This is a genomic window from Streptomyces sp. NPDC047085 (assembly GCF_040643735.1).
Taxonomy (GTDB): Bacteria; Actinomycetota; Actinomycetes; order Streptomycetales; family Streptomycetaceae; genus Streptomyces.
Genome location: NZ_JBEYUW010000012.1, coordinates 98566 through 116820 on the forward strand (window position 1 = coordinate 98566; position 18255 = coordinate 116820).

Below are 18255 nucleotides of genomic sequence, written 5' to 3' on the forward strand. Positions count from 1 at the left end.
TAACGGATCTCGCCAGGGACGACCACGCTCGGCGGCGATCATCATGTCCGACGTCACCACCACCGACCTCTACGAAGTGACCATGGCGCTGTCCTACCTCCGGGAGGACATGTGGGCCCCGGCCACCTTCAGCCTCTTCGTCCGCGACCTCCCGCCCGGCCGGGGCTTCCTGGTCGCCGCGGGTCTGGAACCCGCCCTGGACTTCCTGGCCGGGTACCGCATCGAGCGGGAGGACGTCGAGGAGTTCGCGGACGCCCTGCACCGCCCGGTCCGGGACCTCGAACCACTCCTCGATCTCGCCTTCGAGGGCGAGGTGCGCGCCGTCCCGGAGGGCCATCTGGTGTTCGCCGGTGAGCCGCTGCTTGAGGTGACCGCGCCGATGCCGCAGGCCCAGCTGGTCGAGACGTACCTGCTGAACCAGGTCTGTCACCAGACGGTGGTGGCGTCCAAGGCGGCCCGCTGCGTCCTGGCCGCGGCCGGGCGCTCCGTGGTGGACTTCTCGCTGCGCCGCACCCACGGTCCGTGGGCCGGCCACCAGGCCGCCCGGCTGGGCGCCATGGTGGGCTTCGCCGGTACCAGCGATGTCGCCGCCGCCACCGCCCTGGGCGTCCCTGCCTCGGGCACCATGGCGCATTCGTACATCGAGGCGTTCCCCTGCGAGGAAGAGGCGTTCCGGGCGTTCGCGCGCAGTCACCCCGGCCCGGTCACCTTCCTCGTCGACACCTACGACACCGAGGAGGGGACGCGGATCGCGGCGCGGGTGCTGAGCGACCTGGGGCTCGGTCCCGGCTGCGCGGTCCGGCTGGACAGCGGCGACCTCGACGCGCTCTCGCGCCGGGCCCGCGCCATCCTGGATGCCGCGGGGCTGACCGACGTGGACATCGTCGCCAGCGGCGGACTCGACGAGTACGGCGTCGCCCGGCTGGTGGGCGCGGGTGCCCCGATCGACGTGTACGCCGTGGGGACGCGGGTGGGCGTGGCCGCGGACGCCCCGTACCTGGACGTGGCGTACAAGCTCGTCGAGTACGACGGCCGCCCGGTGATGAAGCTGTCCTCGGCGAAGGTCACCGCCCCGGGCCGCAAACAGGTCTTCCGCCGCGCCGGGCACCCCGACGTCATCGCCCTGCGGCGGGAGGAACCGTCGGCCGGGTCACGGCCTCTGCTGCGCACGGTGATGCGCGGCGGCCGCCGGACGGGGCCGCCGGACAGCTGGCAGGACGCGCGCGAACGGTTCCGCGAGGACATCGCCGCCCTGCCCGGCCCGGCGCTTCGGATCGAGGACCCCGAACCGGTCCGGCCCGTCCGGTCCCGGGCGCTTGAGGACCTGACCGCCACGGTACGCGCGGCCATCGAGGCACGCTTCCGCCCGGACCAGCTCGCCACCTCCCCCTCCTCGGCGCCGTCGGCGGGCCCACCGTGAAGGGCCCGCCACGACATGCGCCGGGACGGCGGACGAGTCACCCTGTACTTCCCCGGGCCGGACGCCGACGTCCGGCACTGGTGCGCGTACCGGAACCGGTGGAGGCGGCGGCCGGCGTGCCGTCGGCGCCCGCCGGCCGGAGGCCGAAGGCTGGAGGCGATCATGTCCGCACCGAGTGACCGCCGGCCGATCGTGGTCGGTGTGGAGACCGACCCCGCCGGGCGGACGGCGCTGGCCTGGGCGGCCGACGCGGCGGCCCGCCGAGGGGTACCGCTGCGTCCGGTCCGCGCCGAGGGCGTGCCGACCAGAGGCGATCGGGACCTGAAGGTTCCGCCGTCCTGGGCGGAGTGGAACACGGAGCTGCACCGCGGCGGCAAGCAGGTGGTCGCGGAGGCCGTGGACTTCGTGACGGCCAGGCATCCCGAGGTCGAGGTGGACGCCGTACTCGCCGAGGGCGACCCCGTGTGGGTGCTGGGCGAGGAGAGCCATAGCGCCACGTGCGTCGTACTGGGTGCGCAGCGGGACACGAGCCGGGCCCACGAGGTGTTCGGTTCCGCTTCGGTCGCCCTGTCCCTCATGGCCCATGCGCACTGCCCGGTGGTCGTCGTTCCGGAGGCGGAGCACGTGGCCCAGGAACCCGCGTCCGGACCCGGGTTCTACGTCGTCGGCGTCGACGGCAGCGAGCACTCCGCCGCGGCCGTCGACGTGGCGTTCGAGGAGGCCACCCTGCGCGGGGCCGAGCTGCGGGCGCTGTACGTCTGGCAGCCCGGGCCACTGAGGATCTTCGACGATTCCGCGGCACAGCAGGAGTGCCACCGAGTGCTCTCCGAGACCGTGGCGGGCCGCCAGGACCGCTACCCCGAGGTGAACCTGCGGCTCGAACTGGTCGTCGGGCACCCGGTGCAGGCACTCACCGAAGCCTCGGCCCGGGCGCTGGGCCTGGTGGTGGGCACCCGGGGACACGGCGGCTTCACGGGCATGCTGCTGGGCTCGGTGAGCCAGGGCGTGCTGCGCTACGCCCACTGCCCCGTGATCGCCGTTCCGAGGCGGACCTGATCCTCGTGTCGCTGAACATCACTGAACGCCCCGTCGTGCAAGGCTCTTCGCGCGCACGTCCGCGTAGTCCAGGTCCGCCAGGAGTCTTTCCACGTCGGTCATGAGAGAGCCATAGACGTGCCAGGCGCCGGGCTTGGTGAGGGTGCCCCGGCCGATCAGGGTGGTCATGGTGTCGTGCCAGTCCAGTGCCCCGTCGATCGCGAGCCGTAGCCGTTCCCGGGGCGTCGCGTCGGGTGCGGCGGCCGGGCCGGACGGCCGGACGAAGCCCTCGACGGCCGCACCCGCCAACCGCAGAGTCTCGGCGTAGCGGTCGAGGAACTGGTGGCCCAAGCGGTGATCGCCGTGGCGGTCGTGGGCGTTGTCGGCGAGGGTCCGTGCGATGCCGCGCACCTGGAGAGCCACCCCGCGCAAGGCCCGGAACTCCTCGCCGGCGGGCACGTCCCTGCGCCGGGCCTGGGCGGCGCAGCGGGTGTTCCAGTGCAGGCTCTCGTCGGCCTGCCGCACCTGCTCCTCCGCCCGGGCGAGGCGCTTGTCCAGGCCGCGTGCGCGGTGCAGCCAGCCGTGAGCCCTGGAGGTGAGCTGCCGGCTCTCCAGGCCGGCGCCCATGTCGCGCAGCAGTGATCCCATGGCCTGGGCGAGGTCGCGTACGGCGGAGTCGGAGGCGTCGAGATGCAGCGGGGGCAGGAGCAGCGCGTTCACGGCGATTCCCACGACCGCTCCGGTGAGGGTCTGCAGGGTGGGGTCCACGAGACCGCCCAGGGGATCGGTCGCCGTGGCGGCGAGCGCGATGACCGCTGTCGAGGCGATCTGCAGCCGGTCGTCCGTGCCTCGGCGGGGGCCCGCCGGCACCGCCAGCAGGGCGATGACCGCCGCGGCGCCCGCGGTCGGCCCCAGCAGCCGGGTGGTCCCGAGCGCGAGCAGCAGGCCCGCGCCCCGTGCCGCCACACTGTGCACCGCCCTCGTCACGGACTGGTGCACCGTGGAGGCGTTGACCATGAGCAGAGCCGTGGCGACCGCCAGGAAGGGACGCCCCGTCGCGGCCCACGGCTCCGCGGCTCCCCACGCCAGCAGGGCCGCGATCAGCGTCTTGACCGCGTGCACCGCGTGGCCCTGTCGCCGGGTGGAGAGTCGCCGCTGGAGGCGTTCGGCCAGCCGGGACACCCGCGCGGGGACCGGCCTCGACGACATAGTTGAATGTTGCACGATGTCGAGGATGTCACCTTTTGCCGCCGTCGGCCTCGTGAGGTCCATCACGACCGATGGGTCTCGACGCGGACCCCGCCTCTCGGTGACGCGTCTCACGCAAGTAGTTCATTGTTCAACCACTTGCCGTGTGCATAGCCTTCCCGTAGCCGTCACCCACGGCAGGTCCATAGCTCGCCGCCCTACAACGACGGCTGCTTCAGGAAGGCAAGATCATGACCAAGATCGCACGCCGCATCGCGACCGCAGGTGTCTCCGCCGCCCTCGCGGGGGCCGCTCTCCTGGCCACCGGGGGCTCCGCCCTCGCGGCCACCGACCACCTCGACACGCGCACCCCCGCCCATGCCGCCGTGACCGAAAAGGCCATGGCCCCCGCCGCCCGGCCCGCCCACCACCCCGACGCGTGGATCGCGGGCCAGCTGGCGATGGTCACCCCCTGGATCTCCGACCAGCTGACCCTGTTCGCGCCGTCCCACGACACCAGCCGCGCCCGGCACAGCAACTGACGGAGCAGGCCGAACACATCACTTCCCGCGCCGGAAGCCGGAGTTGTCGCACTCCGCTCGACGGAAGCGCTCGGCTTCGCCCTGCACGGTAGCGTGGCGATCATGGTGGACTGGGAGATTCGACCGGCGTCGATGTCCGACGTCGAGAGCGTCGCCGAGTTGCGTTCAGTGGTGCTTCGGGCGGATCTGGAGCGGCTCGGGCGCTACGACGCGCAGCGGGTGCGGCAGCGACTTCGTGACGCGTTCGACCCGGCGCACACATGGGTGATCGAGGTGGGCGGCGCGTTCGCCGGCTGCGTGGCGCTGCGGCCGACCAGGGATGCCCGATGGCTGGAGCACTTCTACCTTGCTCCGCATCTCCAAGGGCGCGGCGTCGGTTCGGACATACTGCGCGGGCTGCTGGAGCGGTGCGACCACGCTGGTGTTCCCGTCCGCTTGAACGTACTTCAGGGCAGTCCGGCCAGACGTCTGTACGAGCGGCACGGATTCACCGTCGACTCCGAGGACCCGGTGGACGTGTTCATGGTGCGCAAACCGGCCTGACGGTGAGTTTCCTACGGTGAGTTTCCTTTCGAACTTCCTGTCACCGCTTCGAAAGGAGGTCACCCCACTCCTTTCCACTGTCAACCTATAGCGCACCGGGGGGCTTGCGGCAAGGCCCCCGTGGTGCCGCAGAATCTCCGGCCGAGGCCCGAATCCGGGCTGGATCCAAGGAAATTGGAGATTCACGAAGTGCGTGTGATGCTGTCGACCTATGGGTCGCGCGGGGACGTCGAACCGCTCGTGGCGCTCGCGGTGCGGTTGCGGGAACTCGGCGCCGAGGTGCGGGTGTGCGCGCCGCCGGACGAGGACTTCGCGCAGCGGCTGGACCATGCCGGAGTCCCGATGGTCCCGGTCGGCCCGTCGGCGCGCGCGCTGACGGTGGCCGCGCCGCCGCCGTCGTCCCTGCCCGAGCGCGCGGCCCAGTTGATCGCCGGCCAGTTCGAGGTGATGCCCGCGGCGGCCGAGGGATGCGATGTGCTGGTGGCGACCGGCATGACGCCGACCGCGGCCGGCGCGCTGTCGGTGGCCGAGAAGCTGGGCATCCGCTCCGTGTCCGTGACCTTCCAGCAGCTCACCCTGCCGTCGCCGCACCGTGCGCCGCTGGCGTACCCGGGGCGGCCGTTCCCGCCCGAGGTGACCGACAACCGGGCTCTGTGGGACTTCGACGCCGAGAGCAACAACGTGCTGTTCGGGGAGGCGCTCAACACGAACCGGGCGGCGATCGGTCTGCCGCCGGTGAAGGACGTCCGCGACTACGTCGTCGGCAGCCGGCCCTGGCTGGCGACGGACCCGGTCCTGGACCCGTGGCAGGGCATGCCGGACCTCGACATCGTCCAGACCGGCTCATGGATCCTGCCGGACGAACGCCCGCTCCCGGCCGGGTTGGCGGCGTTCCTCGACGCCGGCGAACCACCGGTGTACGTGGGCTTCGGCAGCATGCCCATGCACAGGGCGACGGACATCGCGGAGGTGGCCGTCGAGGCCGTCCGCGCGCACGGCCGCCGCGTGGTCGTGGCCCGTGGCTGGGCGGACCTGGCGCGGATCGACGACCGGGACGACTGCTTCGTCGTGGGGGAGGTCAACCACCAGGCACTCTTCGGCCGGATGGCCGCCGTCGTGCACCACGGAGGCCAGGGCACCACGACGACGGCCGCCCGGTCCGGCGCACCCCAGGTCGTCGTCCCCCAGGGGACGGACCAGCCGTACTGGGCCGGCCGGGTGGCCGGCCTCGGCATCGGAGTGGCGCACGACGGCCCGACCCCGACCGTCGGCTCCCTGTCCGCCGCGCTCGAGCAGGCCCTGGCCCCCGAGACCCGCGCCCGTGCCGCCGCCGTGGCCGGCGACATCCGCACCGACGGGGCAGCCACGGCCGCGCGGCTGCTGCTCGACATGGCCGACTGAGGCTGGTGCGCTCCCACTTGCTCTTCGCGCCGGCCAGGTGAGCAGTGCGCCGGCCATCGGCGAACCGACGAGTACACCCAGATCAACCTGGGTTAGCGACTGCCATCCGGAGGACGTTCCTCTTCACCCGTGCGGGCGGCAGAACGCGCCCGCGGGGCCTGGGCCCGGCAGGCTGGGGGTGATCGACGGACAGGTGGAGGCGGTGACGGGAGGCTGAATGGACCCGGAGATTCCACGGGAGGCCACACCGAACACCGGCAGCCGTGCCCGGGACCACCTCGCCAATGAGCGGACGTACCTGGCGTGGCTGCGCACCGGCATCGCCGTGGCGGGCCTGGGTGTGGCCATCGCGAAGTTCGCGCCGCACCGGGGTGCGCACGCCGTGGCCTCGGGCGCGATCCTCCTCGTCAGCGGCCTGCTGGTCAGCGTCTACGGCACCACGCGCTACCGGTCCGTCGGCCGGCAACTGAACTCCGGGGTGTTCGCCCCGGCGCAGTCGCGCGCGGTCACGGCGGCCACCGTCGTCACCGGCCTGGCCATGATCGCGGTCCTGGTCCTGCTCTGACGCTCCCGGCGCTGTCCGCCGCACGCGGATGGCTCGGCGCGCGCTCCGGGAGCGGGCGGTTCTCCCCGTCAGCGACGGGTGACGGGGATTTCGGGGGAGGTGTTCTCCAAGGGCACGGCGTGGCCCCGGACCGTGGTGGGCGCTCCGATGCGGGCGTGGCTGCTGTCGAAGATCCTGCTCCCCGACTATGCGGAACTCCCGCTCGTCCAGCGGCTGGGAGCGGGGGGCGTCACCGTCGTCGTCGGCGTCCTGGCCTTCCTGCTCGGCAAGTTCAACTACCTGTTCCTCACTTGCGCGGACTTCGACGTGAGCGGCAACAACACACCTCCGGGCTGTGCTCGGGGAGCGCCGTACCAGCATCTGTGAGGCCCAGGAGCGGGCCGGCGGACGGAGGGTGAGAGGACGCTGCCGTGCTCAATTCGACTGCCGACGGGCCTGCTTCACCTCGCGGTCGAGGGCCCAGGCGTCGGCGACGGGCCCGAGGTGGCCGAGCTTGTCGGGGTTGATCACGGCGCGGATGGTCTGGATCTGGTCGTCGAGCACATCGAGCACCAGGGTGTGCAGCACCTTGCCGTCCCGGTCGCGGAAGATCGCACCGGGCTGGCCGTTGACCTCGTGCGGCTCGATCGACACGTCGATCCGGATCAGCCAGGGGAAGACCGCGCCCAGCATCCGGGCCACGTTCTCCGCGCCCATGACGGCCCTGGCCAGCTGAGGGGCCTTGCCGCCACCGTCCCCGACCAGTTGTACATCGGCGGCCAGCAGTTCCCGCAGCCCGCCCACATCGCCGTCCTTCAGGGCGTCGAGGAACCGTGTCGCCAGCTTCTGCCGCTGCTCCCGGTCGGCATCGAACCGTGGCCGCCCGGCCGCCATGTGGCGCCGCGCGCGGACCACCAACTGCCGGCACGCGGCCTCCGATCGCCCCACCGCCGCGGCGATCTCGTCGAACCCGAAGGCGAACACCTCCCGCAGCACGAAGACCGCCCGCTCCAGGGGGCTGAGCCGCTCCAGCAGCAGGAGCGCCGCCATCGACACGGAGTCGGCCAGTTCCACCGACCGGGCCGGGTCCTCATAGGGGTCATTGAGCAGCGGCTCGGGGAACCACGGGCCCACGTACTCCTCGCGTCGCACCCGCGCCAGGCGCAGCACATCGATGGAGATCCGGGTCACCGTGGCCGACAGGAAAGCCTTGGTCGACGTGGGCCGGGTCGACGAGCCGTCAAAACGCAGCCACGTCTCCTGTACCGCGTCCTCAGCCTCACCCACGCTGCCCAGGATCCGGTAGGCGATCGAGAACAGCAGCGGGCGCAGCTCCTCGAACTCCTCGACCTTGCTCACGCCGGTTCCCCTCCCCCTTGAAGCCCTTCCGCCCGGCGTACTCGCCGGCGCAGGGCGCCTTGTGATGATCATCCAGACCGCCGGGCAGGCCAAGGTAAAGCCCACGGGCCCGGGGCCCGGAGTGCCCGGAGCCTGGAGTCCGAGTCCGGTGCCCAGAGCCCGGAGCCGGCGGCCCCGCCCCCGCAGCCCGAGCCCCGAGCCCCGGGCCCGTGCGGACGGGTTCAGTGGAACTGGCCGACCTCGTACGTGCCCGCCGGCTGCTGGGTGATGACGTTCAGCCGGTTCACCGTGTTCATGAAGGAGACCAGGACCACCAGCGCGGCGAGCTGGTCCTCGTCGTAGTGCTTGGCGGCGCGCGCCCACACCTCGTCGTCGACCCCGCCGGCCGCGTCGGCGACCCGGGTCCCCTCCTCCGCCAGTTCCAGCGCGGCACGCTCGGCGTCGGTGAAGACCGTGGCCTCGCGCCACGCCGCGACCAGGTTCAGCCGTACCGGTGTCTCGCCGGCAGCGGCGGCCTCCTTGGTGTGCATGTCGATGCAGGCGGCGCAGCCGTTGATCTGGCTCACGCGCAGCGCCACCAGCTCCTGGGTCGCGGCCGGAAGGGGCGAGTTCTTGAGCTCCTTGCCCACCGACATGAAGTGCTTGAGGCCCTTGGCCATGGTCGGGTTGGCGAAGTAGTCCAGTCGCGCGTTCATGGTGCGTGCTCCTCCGGGGTCGTCAGTGGCTACACCCCTGAGACGGGGTCGCCCTCTCCCCTGTGACACGGACGGATGTGACCTGCGTCTCTCCCGTCGCCCAGGCGGCCGCCCTCGGCACATGACCGGCTCCGCACCCCCGAAGTGGCCGGGAGTTCCGCTCGCCGCTCACGCTTCCGGCCGCACCGGCACCGCGTTCGGCGACCGCCGCGGCCCCCGAAGAGGCGTTCCCGTCACCCTGATATCGGTATCAAGCCGACCCGGGTGAGAATCGGACGTGAAGTCACACACGCATCAGCTGAGGCGAATTCCGGCATACCGGATGACATTTTCAGCCATTCCACTGCGCTCACGCAGACCCTTTCTCGCGCTACATCCCTTTTCTCCCTTCCTCCGACTGTCACGAGAAGTGAAAGGGTGTAGCTGTGGAGCCGTTGAACTTGGCATATTGCCAACACGGTTGATCCCTTGATTACGCCGAGCACCACCGCTTCGGCCGCGGACCTTTCCGATGCCAGCAACCCATGGGGAGAGCGTGCGTACGACCAGGAAGATGAAGCGGCTCGCCAAGGCGCTCATCGACCCCATCACCGTTCCGATCCCCGCTGATCCGGACGTACTTCTCGATGCCCTGGTCGAGTCCGCCACCCGATGGCGCGGGCGCCCCATCGTCGTCCACATGGCCAACTTCCCCGCGCCGCACACCACGACGACCGGCCTGTGGATCGACCGCGGCACGCGCGACGACATCATCATCGAGGCCGATGCCCCGCCCTGGATGAAACTGGTCATCCTGGGCCATGAGTTGTGGCACATGGCCGACGACGACCCCATGCCGCCCGGCGGACACACGGGTGGGCTGCTTCCGGCGCCCGCCGACGAGAGCGCGCAGGCGACCGCGGCTCGCACCCGCTTTCACGAAGTCGCCGAGCAGCGGGCCGACCTGTTCGGAATGCTGATCGGCGACAAGCTCAGGCCGTGGCTGAAGGCGTCCCCGGACTCGGTCTACGCCGCCCAGAACTCCGTTGGCGACGACCTCGCGAGCCGTATCGGTGCCGCGCTCAACTACCGGGGGACGGGCCGATGAGCGGGTTGATCAACTACATCAGCTGCGGGATTCTGTGGCTCGGGCTGCTGGCCAAGGCACCGGACGTCGCCCGAAATCGCCGTGATCCGTTTCTGCTCTCGATCAGCAGCGTGCTGGCCTTCGCCTCGTTGTGCTTCCTGTTGGGCGCGGCCCCCACCGTCGGCTTCATCAATCAGGTCAGCGGTGTGCCCAACCTGGCCGCACCTCTCACGTACGCCACGATCACCGCCTACAGCGCCGCGCACGTGATCTTGATCGTGCACTGGCGCGGCGGCCCGACGACCGCCCGCACCGCCCGGCGCTGGGTGCTCGTGTACGCGGCCGTCCTCGCCGGCATAGCGGTCACGTACGCCCTGGGCGACGCATCGGAGGAGCGCAGGACCGACTTCGACACCTACTACGCGACCACCCCGTTCATCGCCGAGATGATCGTCCTGTACCTCGTGGCGCATCTGACGGCCGTGACCGTGAGTGCCTCGCGGTCGCTCGGCTGGGCGCGGCGCGTGCACGGACCCCTGCGTGCCGGGCTGCTGACGATGGGGCTCGGGACCCTCGTCACCGCGGGGTACGGCGTGTCGAAGATCGTGGCCGTGATCGCCCGATGGTGCGGCCGGGACTGGTCCGTCCTGGGCACCACCATCGCGCCCGCGTGCGCCGGTCTGGGCGCGGCGCTGACCGTCGTGGGCATCCTGGTCCCGCTGGTCGGCCATCATCTGACGCACCATGCGCGGCTCTGGCGCGAGTACATGCGCCTGCGCCCCTTGGAGCAGGCGCTGGAAGGGCTCCTCAAGCGCGAGCACCTGCGGATCCCCCGGCCCTCGCGGCCCTCCCCCGCCGTGTGGCTGGCCTGGCGGCAGAACAGCATCTACAACGGCCTGCACTACCTCGATCGGTACGTCGACTCCGCCCTGTTCCAGCGCACGTACGCCGATCGTCTCCGCCTCTCGGACGACCTCGCCGAGGCGGAGGCCGCCGCGTGGGCCACGGCCATCACCGCGGCGACGCGCGCGGCGCGGGAGGGGAGGGCGATGCCCTCGTCCGTCGACGAGACGCGCTCGTCGCCGGCCCGCCCCGAGGTGCCGGCGCTCCTGCGCATCGCCGACGAGCTGGCCCGCCGCGACGGCAGCGCGGCACTGCCCCTGGAGGACGGCGCCGTCACGGCAGGATCGAGGTCGGTATGAACCCGTGCCCGCGTCGCGTCCCCGCACGACTGCCCGTGTCCCCGACCCGACCGGGCCCCGTATCCCCGACCCACCGGGCACTGAACGGAGTTCTCAGCCCATGAGCCTGGTCGTCTACTCGGCCGCGTGCTTCCTCGGCGTGGCGGCTCTGCTCGTCCTGCGCAAGCCGCGCAGAGCCCTCGGCGATCCGCTGAACGCGTCCACGTGCGCCGCGATCATCCTCGGTGGGGTGTGCTTCATCTGCTCGGCGCCCGTCACGCTGGCCGCGGTCAACGAGCTGACGGGCGTGCCCAACTTCGGTGCCCCGATGACGTACAGCGTCATCTCGGCGTTCAGCGCCTCCCTGCTGATCCTGCTGATCAACTGGCGCGGTGGACCGGCCGACCGGATCAGGCGCTGGGTCTGCTCGATCGGCATCGCCTACACCCTGCTGATCGCCGGCATCATCACCTTCTTCGCGCTGGCGGACGCGCCCGTGGAGCGGCTGACCGACCTGGACACGTACTACGCGAACACCCCCTACATGCGCGAGATGATCGTGCTCTACCTCGTCGGGCACGCCGTGTGCACGCTCGTCATGTGCACCGTCTGCGTGCGGTGGTCGCGCGAGGTGACGGGGATCCTCCGTGCGGGTCTGCGGCTGATCATCGCGGGGCTGGTGCTGGACATCGCCGGCTTCGAGGTCACCAAGATGACGGCCGTGGCAGCCCGGTGGACCGGGCACGACCTGGACGTGCTCTCCACGGCTGTCGCTCCGCCGGCGGTTTCGCTCGGCGCTCTGGTGTTCAGCACGGGATTCGTCCTGCCGCGGCTCCTTCCCGCCGCGCTCGCCCAGTGGCGCAGTTTCTGGGACTACCGGGCGCTGGCTCCCCTGTGGACCGTGCTGCGCGGCGTGCCCACGGCTCCCAAGCCCTCACCTCCGCGCTGGCAACTGCCCAGGGGCCGCCTCTACTACCGTGAGGTGCGCATCCTCGACGCCCTGCTCGCCCTGCAGTCCCGTTACGACGGTCAGGTCCGTGAGCGGGCCTACGAGCAGGCCAAGCGGCAGGGCTGCGCCCCCGACGAGGCGCACCTCGTCGCCGTGGCCGCCATGGTGGTCGATGCCGCGCGGCAGACCCCTCAGGCGGAGGACCGTGCTGTCACGGAGCCGGTCGACGCCTCCCGCCTGCCGACCTCCGCGTTCTCCGACACCGGTGAACTGGTCCGGCTTTCAAAGGTGTTGGGGAGGTCACCCGGCGCCGGAGCAACTCGTGAAGGTACGGTGAGGGCCTCCCATGGCTGAAACACGAGGAGCATGATGTCGCGTAGAGCTGTCGTCCTCGGCGCGGGGATCGCCGGCATGCTCGCGGCGGCGGCGCTGGCGCCGGCCGTCGACCACGTGATCGTGGTGGACCGGGACGAGCTGCCCGCCGGGCCGGAGCACCGCAAGGGCGTGCCCCAGGGACGGCATGCTCACCTTCTGATGCCGGGCGGGCTGGAGGCGATGGAGCGTCTGGTCCCGGCGGTGGACATGCGCGAGCATCTGCTGGCGGCCGGGGCCCGGGAGGTCTCGCTCAGTTCCGGGATGGTGGCGCTGACGCCGGCGGGCTGGCTCCGGCGGTGGCGCCGCAACGACCACTTCGTGATCACGTGCAGCCGCGCGCTGCTGGACTGGGCCGTCCGCACCGCGGTGCTGCGCGACACCACGGTCGAAGTGCACCGGGCCCAGGCCGTGGGGCTGTTGGGCAGCGCGCGAGGTGTGAGCGGGGTGCGGCTCGCGACGGGGTCGGGCGGCGCGTTCGCCCCCGCCTTCCTGGCTCGGCACGGTATGCGCCTGTCCCCGGACGGTCGTGAGGGCGAACTGGACGCCGACTTCGTCGTCGACGCCACCGGCCGGGGAACCCGTGTCGTGTCGTGGCTGCACGCCCTCGGCATCCGGGACATCCGGGAAAAGAACATCGACTCCGGACTCGTCAACGCCACCCGCGTCTACCGCACTCCCCCGGGCGCCCAGGACTGGCCCCTGACCCTCATCCAGCCCAACCCCTACACCGGCCGCCCCGGCCGCAGCGGAATGATCGTCCCGATCGAGAACGACCAATGGATGGTCAGTCTCGGCGGTTCCCGTGGCGGCGAGCCTCCGAAGGACCCCGAGGCGTTCCTCAAGTACGCCCTCGACCTGCCGGATCCACTGGTGGGCCGCCTCATCGCGGGTGCCGAGCCGCTCACCCAGGTCTTCACCAGCCACAGCACGAGCAACGCGCGGCGGTACCTGGAGAAGACCCGACTCTGGCCCGAACGCTTCGTCGCGCTGGGTGACTCGGCCGCCACCTTCAACCCGCTGTACGGCCAGGGCATGGCGGTCGCCGCGCTCAGTGCCCTGAAACTGAGGGAGGTCCTCCGCTCGGCCGACGTCACCGCACCGGGTCTGGCCCGCCGGGTCCAGCGCGCGGCGTCCCAGTCGGTCGAGGCGGCGTGGACCCTGGCGGTGAGCACCGACGTCCTGTACCCCGGCGTGGACGGCGGTACGCCGACCCTCGCGGACCGGCTCGCCGGGGGGTACTCGCAGCGGCTGACCCGGGCCGCCACCGGCTCGTACACGGCGGCAGCCGCCCTGTGGGACGTCACCGGCCTCCGCACGGGCCCCGCCCGCCTGATGCGGCCCGGCACGGTCCTGGCCGCACTCGTCGGCCCCCCGCTGCCGCCCCTTTCGGGACCGCCGCTGACGGCGACGGAGCGAGTCCTTCTTTCGCGTATCACGCGCACCCCGGCGCCGGTCACCGCGCAACCCGACGGCAGCGTGTGACGCGGCGCCTGAAGCGGCGTCCAGGCATGTGAGCGACACGGACCGTCCGGCCGGCGGTCCCGCCGCCTGCTCAGTACTTCGCCGCGCCGGACCGGATCGCCTCGCGGATGCGGTGGTAGGTACCGCACCGGCAGACGTTGCGGATCTCGTCGAGGTCGGCCTCGGTGATCTCGCGGCCCTCTTCGCGTGCCTGGCGGACCTTGGCGACGGCGGTCATGATCTGACCGGGCTGGCAGTAGCCGCACTGGGCGACGTCGTGCTCCAGCCAGGCCTCCTGCATCGGGTGCAGGTCACGGCCGACGGTGGCCGGCAGGCCTTCGATGGTGGTGATCTCGTCGTCGGCGCCTATGTCCTTCACCGGCACCGAACACGGGTTGAACGCCTTGCCGTTGATGTGGCTGGTGCAGGCCTGACAGACGCCGAGGCCGCAGCCGTACTTGGGTCCGGTGACGCCGAGGACGTCCCGCAGGACCCACAGCAGCCGCACGTCGTCCTCGATGTCGACGCTCACCCGCTTGCCGTTGAGGATGAAGGTGTGTTCGGGCACGGGGGCTCTCCTAGTAGGCGCGGTCGAGGCCGTCGGTGGGGGACGCGGGGATCGGCGGGGTGGTGGGCAGCGGCTCGAAGCCGAGTGGACCGGCGTGGTTGACCGGGAAGGTGGTCGGCATGGTGCCGGTGGCGCGGCCGTAGGCGCAGGCCACGGCGGCCATGGCCCCGGCGACCGCCAGTTCGCCCGCGCCGCCGGGCTGCCCGGTGGTCGGCGGCATGACGACGATCTCCAGCTCGGGCGGGGTGTTCCACTGCCGGGTGTAGAAGTAGTTGTCCCAACTGCCTTCCAGGAAGTGCCCGTTGTCGAGGTGGAGGCCGGAAGTGAGGGTGATGGCGATGCCGTCCATGATGCCGCCCATCATCTGCGCCTCCAGGCCGCGCGGGTTGACGGCCAGGCCGACGTCGACCGCGCAGACGACCTTGGTGACGCGGGGGCCGGTGCAGGCGTCGGGGACCTTGCGGCCGGTGGTCTCCGGGCGGCAGTCGATCTCGGCGAGGACGGCGACGTAGGCGTGGTACTCGGGGTGCAGGGCGATGCCCTGGGCCGTGCCGGCGGGCATGCTCCGGCCCCAGCGGCCCACCTCGGCCACCTTGTCGAGCACCGCGCGTGCCCGCTCCTCCTTGAGGAACTCGCGGCGGAACCGGTACGGGTCCTTGCCCATCCGCTTCGCCAGCTCGTCCACTACCAGTTCCTGGGCGCAGCGCACGTTGGGCGAGTAGATGTTGCGCATGGAGCCGGTGTTGAAGCCCTTGTCGGTCTCGCCGAGCAGCTGGGTGACAACACCGAAGTCGTAGGGCGTCTGCTGGGTCAGCGTGAAGATCGTCTCGGAGAAGGTGAGGTCGCCGACGGGCAGTCGCGCGGCCTCGGAGGTGATGATCTCGCCGACGCCGTGGCCGAAGTCGGTGGCGACGGAGGTGTGCCGCTGGTCGTAGGCGAGGACGTTCCCGAGCGCGTAGGTGGCCCTGACCCGGGAGGTGGACATCGGGTGGGTACGGCCCTGCCGGAAGTCGTCGGTGCGATGCCACATCAGCTTGACCGGTTTGCCCATCGCCTTGGAAACCTCGGCGGCCTCGGCGGCGGCGTCGTGGAAGAGCTTCCGGCCGAAGGAGCCACCGCCCTCGGTGACATGGACCTTCACCGCCGGGACCGGCAGGCCCAGCTTCGCCGCTATCTGCTCCTGGGCGACGATCGGGGACTTCAGGCTCGCCCAGATCTCGGCCGCGTCGGATCGTACGTCGGCGATGGCGCAGTTGGTCTCCAGCGCACTGTTGCTGGCGAAGTGGAAGGTGAACCGGGCGTCCACCGACTTCGTGAGCAAGTCCAGTGGCAGTAGCGGTGTTTCGGCCCGGCGCAGCTCGTCGCGGATGTCGTCGTCGCTCTTGCCCTCGGCCGTTCCCGGCCCCCAGGAGACCTTCAGAGCGCGGACCGCGTCGATGCACTGACCGAAGGTACGGCCGCGGACGGCGACCCCGGTGGAGACGATCACGACGTCGGTGATGCCGGGCATCGCCCGCACCTCGGCGAGGTTCTCCGCCGCCCGCACTATGCCGTTGATCGTCGGCGGCCGGCACACCATCGTCGGGAGGGCACCGGGCACGTGCACGTCCATGGCGAACTTCTTCCGGCCGGTCACCGCGTCGAGGGCGTCGATACGCCCCTGCGCCGTACCGATGACCTTGAAGTCGGCGGCCTCCTTGAGCGTGACCGAGACCGGACTCGTCGTCACTGCGGAGGCCTTCTCTGCCAGTTCGCCATAGGTGAGACTGCGGCCGGTCACCGTGGACGTGACGACCCCGGCCTTGGCGGTCAACGTGCCGACGGCCTCCCCCAGTTCGAGCGCCGCCGCCTTCAGCAGCCGGCCCCGGGCCACGGCCGCCGCTACGCGGATCGGGGTGAACGTGGAGATCGTGGTGTTGGACCCACCGGTGAGCTGGTTGAACAGCAGCTCCGGCCGCGCGTCCGCGAGCGTGACCCGAATCCTGTCCAGCGGCAGGTCCAGCTCCTCCGCGATCAGCATCGCGCTGGACGTCGTGATGCCCTGCCCGACCTCCGCCCGAGGCAGCGCGAAGGACGCCGTGCCGTCCGGGTCGATGCGGATCGTGATCAGGTTCGCCGTCGGCAACGTGGCATGCGTGAGCATGTCGTTGAGGTCGTAGATCTCGGCAGGCCCCGGTACGGAGGGCACCGCGGCCGCCGCCTCGTCCGGCGCGAGGACCGCCTCGCCGAGCTGCGCCGCCACCGTCAGCGTCGTAGCCCCGATGACATAGCCGAGGAACCTCCGCCGCCCGATCCCGTCCGCCCCGCGTGCCGGCTCCGTAGAGCTCTGGCGTATGTCCGTCAACTGTCCTCCCGGCTAGGCGGAACACCACACTGCGGGGATTGTCCACGGTGACGGAGCTGCGGATAAGCGGTTGACCCAGGCCTTCACCTCTTCCCCATGGCTCTCGTGCGGCACACCCCTGGACCTTGGCCGAGGGGGCCTACCTGATGTGCCGCGCGGGCCGGGTGGCGAGGTGCAGCAGACACTCGAGGGGGCCCCGTCGGAACCGGCGGGTCCCGGCGGTCGCCAGGAGCATGGCGGCCGCGACGAATCCGAGGAGCACCGGCAGCGCGCTCTCGCTGTCGCCCTCGATCGCCGGGGCGTACCAGACGTCGGCGAAGAACCAGAGGGCGACGATGTGCAGGACGTACACGGTCAGGGGCATCATGCCGACCGCCGCCACCGGTGTGACCAGGCGTACGAGCCGCGGCATCCGGGCGGCGGCCGTCAGGCAAGCGGCGACCACCACCAGGGCGACGCCCGTGTTGCCGAGGACGGAGAAGGTCGTCTGGCTGTGCGGTGCGGCCACCAGCAACCAGGCGGGCGGGGTGCGGTTCGTGGGGTCGCCGACGGCGTCGGACCACCAGGCCGACGAGGCCGAACCGCCGTCCGTGGCGGCCGCGACGGCGGAAAGGGCGTGCGGGACCAGGCGCAGCGCCAGCCAGGATCCGCCGTAGCCGAGCAGGGCGAGCGCAGCGCCCACGGCGGCAAGCCGGAACCGGATGCCGGGCCGGTCGAGATCGGTCCGGGCCACCGCCATGCCCGCGACCAGGAACGGGAACCAGGTGAGCACCGGATACTCACCGGTGAACAGCAGTTCGACGACACCGTCCGTGCCGCTCATCCGGGCCAGCGGGTCCCAGGCCGTGACCGAGTCCGCCCAGCTTCCGTACTCGATCGACGCCCGTGCCACATACAGGGCCAGGGGCAGGACGAGGGCGCCCGCGGCAGCGACGAGGGCGAGCGTCCCCGCCCGCAGCCGGTACAGCGGGAGGACTGCCAGGAAGAGCACGCCGTAGAAGCTGAGGATCACGGCGACGCCCGTATCCAGTGCGGTCAGGGCGTAGCCGAGCACCACGAGGACGGCGGCGCGCAGCACGATCCGGGCCTGCGCCTGACGGCCCGCCCGCCCGGTCCGGGGGTGGGGGCGGCCCGTGATGACGACCAGCGAGAATCCTGCGAGCAGCGCGAACAGGGCGGAGGAGCGGCCCCGCGCCGTCTCCGCCAGAAACCCCACCGGCCCGCCCACGGTCGGATCGGGGCCGACATGGGCCGCGTACATGCCGAAGACCGCGAGGCCGCGGGCCAGGTCGATGCCGATCAGCCGCCTCGTCGACGGCGCGTCGGCGGGAGCACGATCAAGGACGGGGGCGGGCGCCGGGTCGGGGGCGGGAGCAAGGGTACGGGCAGGGGTGTGGACGGAAGGGCGGTCCGCCCCAAGGTCACGCGGCGCCGAATCCCGTTCCGGCTCCGGATCCGGTTCCGATTCCCGTTCCGACTCCGCTTCCGGTGCCCGTACCGGCACGGCCGACGAAGCGTGCTGCGTCATGTCTCCAGACTGCGCCGAACACCCGCCCCGTCTCGCCCGGCGTGTTTCCGAAGGCA

At 71.5% G+C, this 18255-nt stretch carries 17 protein-coding genes; 11 read left to right on the plus strand and 6 right to left on the minus strand.

The window, feature by feature from the left end; genetic code table 11:
* The first annotated feature begins 43 nt into the window (after positions 1–43).
* Positions 44–1420 (plus strand): nicotinate phosphoribosyltransferase, encoded by a 1377-nt coding sequence (locus ABZ865_RS32490; RefSeq protein WP_361238350.1) that lies wholly within the window; start codon positions 44–46, stop codon positions 1418–1420.
* Positions 1421–1582: 162 nt separating this feature from the next.
* Positions 1583–2476: a universal stress protein gene (locus ABZ865_RS32495; RefSeq protein ID WP_361238353.1), complete on the plus strand. Its 894-nt coding sequence runs from the start codon at positions 1583–1585 to the stop codon at positions 2474–2476.
* An 18-nt stretch (positions 2477–2494) separates the two neighbouring features.
* Here ABZ865_RS32495 and ABZ865_RS32500 read toward each other — a convergent pair whose 3' ends face one another.
* On the minus strand, positions 2495–3664 hold the full coding sequence (locus ABZ865_RS32500) for an aromatic acid exporter family protein (protein WP_361238356.1): 1170 nt from the start codon (positions 3662–3664) through the stop codon (positions 2495–2497).
* 230 nt (positions 3665–3894) lie between these two features.
* Between ABZ865_RS32500 and ABZ865_RS32505 the strand changes: the two genes are divergently transcribed.
* The 5 genes from ABZ865_RS32505 (at position 3895) to ABZ865_RS32525 (ending at position 7060) form a co-directional block, all read left to right on the plus strand.
* Positions 3895–4185 (plus strand): hypothetical protein, encoded by a 291-nt coding sequence (locus ABZ865_RS32505; protein WP_361238358.1) that lies wholly within the window; start codon positions 3895–3897, stop codon positions 4183–4185.
* 102 nt (positions 4186–4287) lie between these two features.
* Positions 4288–4728, plus strand: coding sequence for a GNAT family N-acetyltransferase (locus tag ABZ865_RS32510; protein ID WP_361238361.1), 441 nt, complete (start codon positions 4288–4290; stop codon positions 4726–4728).
* 198 nt (positions 4729–4926) lie between these two features.
* A complete protein-coding gene (locus tag ABZ865_RS32515; protein WP_361238830.1) occupies positions 4927–6129 on the plus strand; it encodes a glycosyltransferase in 1203 nt (400 codons plus the stop codon).
* 217 nt (positions 6130–6346) lie between these two features.
* Complete coding sequence (locus ABZ865_RS32520) at positions 6347–6694, plus strand: DUF202 domain-containing protein (RefSeq protein ID WP_361238364.1); 348 nt, start codon at positions 6347–6349, stop codon at positions 6692–6694.
* 99 nt (positions 6695–6793) lie between these two features.
* Positions 6794–7060 (plus strand): hypothetical protein, encoded by a 267-nt coding sequence (locus ABZ865_RS32525; protein WP_361238367.1) that lies wholly within the window; start codon positions 6794–6796, stop codon positions 7058–7060.
* 48 nt (positions 7061–7108) lie between these two features.
* On the opposite strand, the gene ABZ865_RS32530 is transcribed toward ABZ865_RS32525, so the two are convergent.
* Together ABZ865_RS32530 and ABZ865_RS32535 are read right to left on the minus strand one after the other, a co-directional pair.
* Positions 7109–8032, minus strand: coding sequence for an RNA polymerase sigma-70 factor (locus ABZ865_RS32530; protein WP_361238370.1), 924 nt, complete (start codon positions 8030–8032; stop codon positions 7109–7111).
* 221 nt (positions 8033–8253) lie between these two features.
* Positions 8254–8727, minus strand: coding sequence for a carboxymuconolactone decarboxylase family protein (locus ABZ865_RS32535; RefSeq protein ID WP_361238373.1), 474 nt, complete (start codon positions 8725–8727; stop codon positions 8254–8256).
* Positions 8728–9262: 535 nt separating this feature from the next.
* Here ABZ865_RS32535 and ABZ865_RS32540 point away from each other — a divergent pair.
* The 4 genes from ABZ865_RS32540 (at position 9263) to ABZ865_RS32555 (ending at position 13780) form a co-directional block, all read left to right on the plus strand.
* Positions 9263–9814 carry a toxin gene (locus ABZ865_RS32540; RefSeq protein ID WP_361238376.1) on the plus strand — a complete coding sequence of 184 codons (552 nt, stop codon included), beginning with the start codon at positions 9263–9265 and terminating at the stop codon, positions 9812–9814.
* A complete protein-coding gene (locus tag ABZ865_RS32545; protein ID WP_361238379.1) occupies positions 9811–10995 on the plus strand; it encodes an MAB_1171c family putative transporter in 1185 nt (394 codons plus the stop codon). The genes ABZ865_RS32540 and ABZ865_RS32545 overlap by 4 nt, the downstream gene beginning before the upstream one ends.
* Positions 10996–11095: 100 nt before the next feature.
* Positions 11096–12277 (plus strand): MAB_1171c family putative transporter, encoded by a 1182-nt coding sequence (locus tag ABZ865_RS32550; RefSeq protein ID WP_361238382.1) that lies wholly within the window; start codon positions 11096–11098, stop codon positions 12275–12277.
* Between the two features lie 15 nt (positions 12278–12292).
* Complete coding sequence (locus tag ABZ865_RS32555; protein WP_361238832.1) at positions 12293–13780, plus strand: pyridine nucleotide-disulfide oxidoreductase; 1488 nt, start codon at positions 12293–12295, stop codon at positions 13778–13780.
* Positions 13781–13850: 70 nt separating this feature from the next.
* Here the strand turns inward: ABZ865_RS32555 and ABZ865_RS32560 are convergent, their stop codons facing one another.
* The 3 genes from ABZ865_RS32560 to ABZ865_RS32570 form a co-directional block, all read right to left on the minus strand.
* Positions 13851–14327 (minus strand): (2Fe-2S)-binding protein, encoded by a 477-nt coding sequence (locus ABZ865_RS32560; protein ID WP_361238385.1) that lies wholly within the window; start codon positions 14325–14327, stop codon positions 13851–13853.
* A gap of 10 nt (positions 14328–14337) precedes the next feature.
* On the minus strand, positions 14338–16662 hold the full coding sequence (locus ABZ865_RS32565) for a molybdopterin cofactor-binding domain-containing protein (protein ID WP_361238835.1): 2325 nt from the start codon (positions 16660–16662) through the stop codon (positions 14338–14340).
* Positions 16663–16810: 148 nt separating this feature from the next.
* Positions 16811–18199, minus strand: a complete 1389-nt coding sequence (locus ABZ865_RS32570; RefSeq protein WP_361238387.1) for a DUF418 domain-containing protein — start codon at positions 18197–18199, stop codon at positions 16811–16813.
* Between the last annotated feature and the right edge of the window lie 56 nt (positions 18200–18255).

Excerpts from the sequence above, each read along its gene's own strand:
- ABZ865_RS32490 (WP_361238350.1), top strand. The coding sequence starts at position 44 with ATGTCCGACGTCACCACCACCGACCTCTACGAAGTGACCATGGCGCTG.
- ABZ865_RS32495 (WP_361238353.1), top strand. The coding sequence starts at position 1,583 with ATGTCCGCACCGAGTGACCGCCGGCCGATCGTGGTCGGTGTGGAGACC.
- ABZ865_RS32500 (WP_361238356.1), bottom strand. The coding sequence starts at position 3,664 with ATGTCGTCGAGGCCGGTCCCCGCGCGGGTGTCCCGGCTGGCCGAACGC.
- ABZ865_RS32505 (WP_361238358.1), top strand. The coding sequence starts at position 3,895 with ATGACCAAGATCGCACGCCGCATCGCGACCGCAGGTGTCTCCGCCGCC.
- ABZ865_RS32510 (WP_361238361.1), top strand. The coding sequence starts at position 4,288 with ATGGTGGACTGGGAGATTCGACCGGCGTCGATGTCCGACGTCGAGAGC.
- ABZ865_RS32515 (WP_361238830.1), top strand. The coding sequence starts at position 4,927 with ATGCTGTCGACCTATGGGTCGCGCGGGGACGTCGAACCGCTCGTGGCG.
- ABZ865_RS32520 (WP_361238364.1), top strand. The coding sequence starts at position 6,347 with ATGGACCCGGAGATTCCACGGGAGGCCACACCGAACACCGGCAGCCGT.
- ABZ865_RS32535 (WP_361238373.1), bottom strand. The coding sequence starts at position 8,727 with ATGAACGCGCGACTGGACTACTTCGCCAACCCGACCATGGCCAAGGGC.
- ABZ865_RS32545 (WP_361238379.1), top strand. The coding sequence starts at position 9,811 with ATGAGCGGGTTGATCAACTACATCAGCTGCGGGATTCTGTGGCTCGGG.
- ABZ865_RS32550 (WP_361238382.1), top strand. The coding sequence starts at position 11,096 with ATGAGCCTGGTCGTCTACTCGGCCGCGTGCTTCCTCGGCGTGGCGGCT.
- ABZ865_RS32555 (WP_361238832.1), top strand. The coding sequence starts at position 12,293 with ATGTCGCGTAGAGCTGTCGTCCTCGGCGCGGGGATCGCCGGCATGCTC.
- ABZ865_RS32570 (WP_361238387.1), bottom strand. The coding sequence starts at position 18,199 with ATGACGCAGCACGCTTCGTCGGCCGTGCCGGTACGGGCACCGGAAGCG.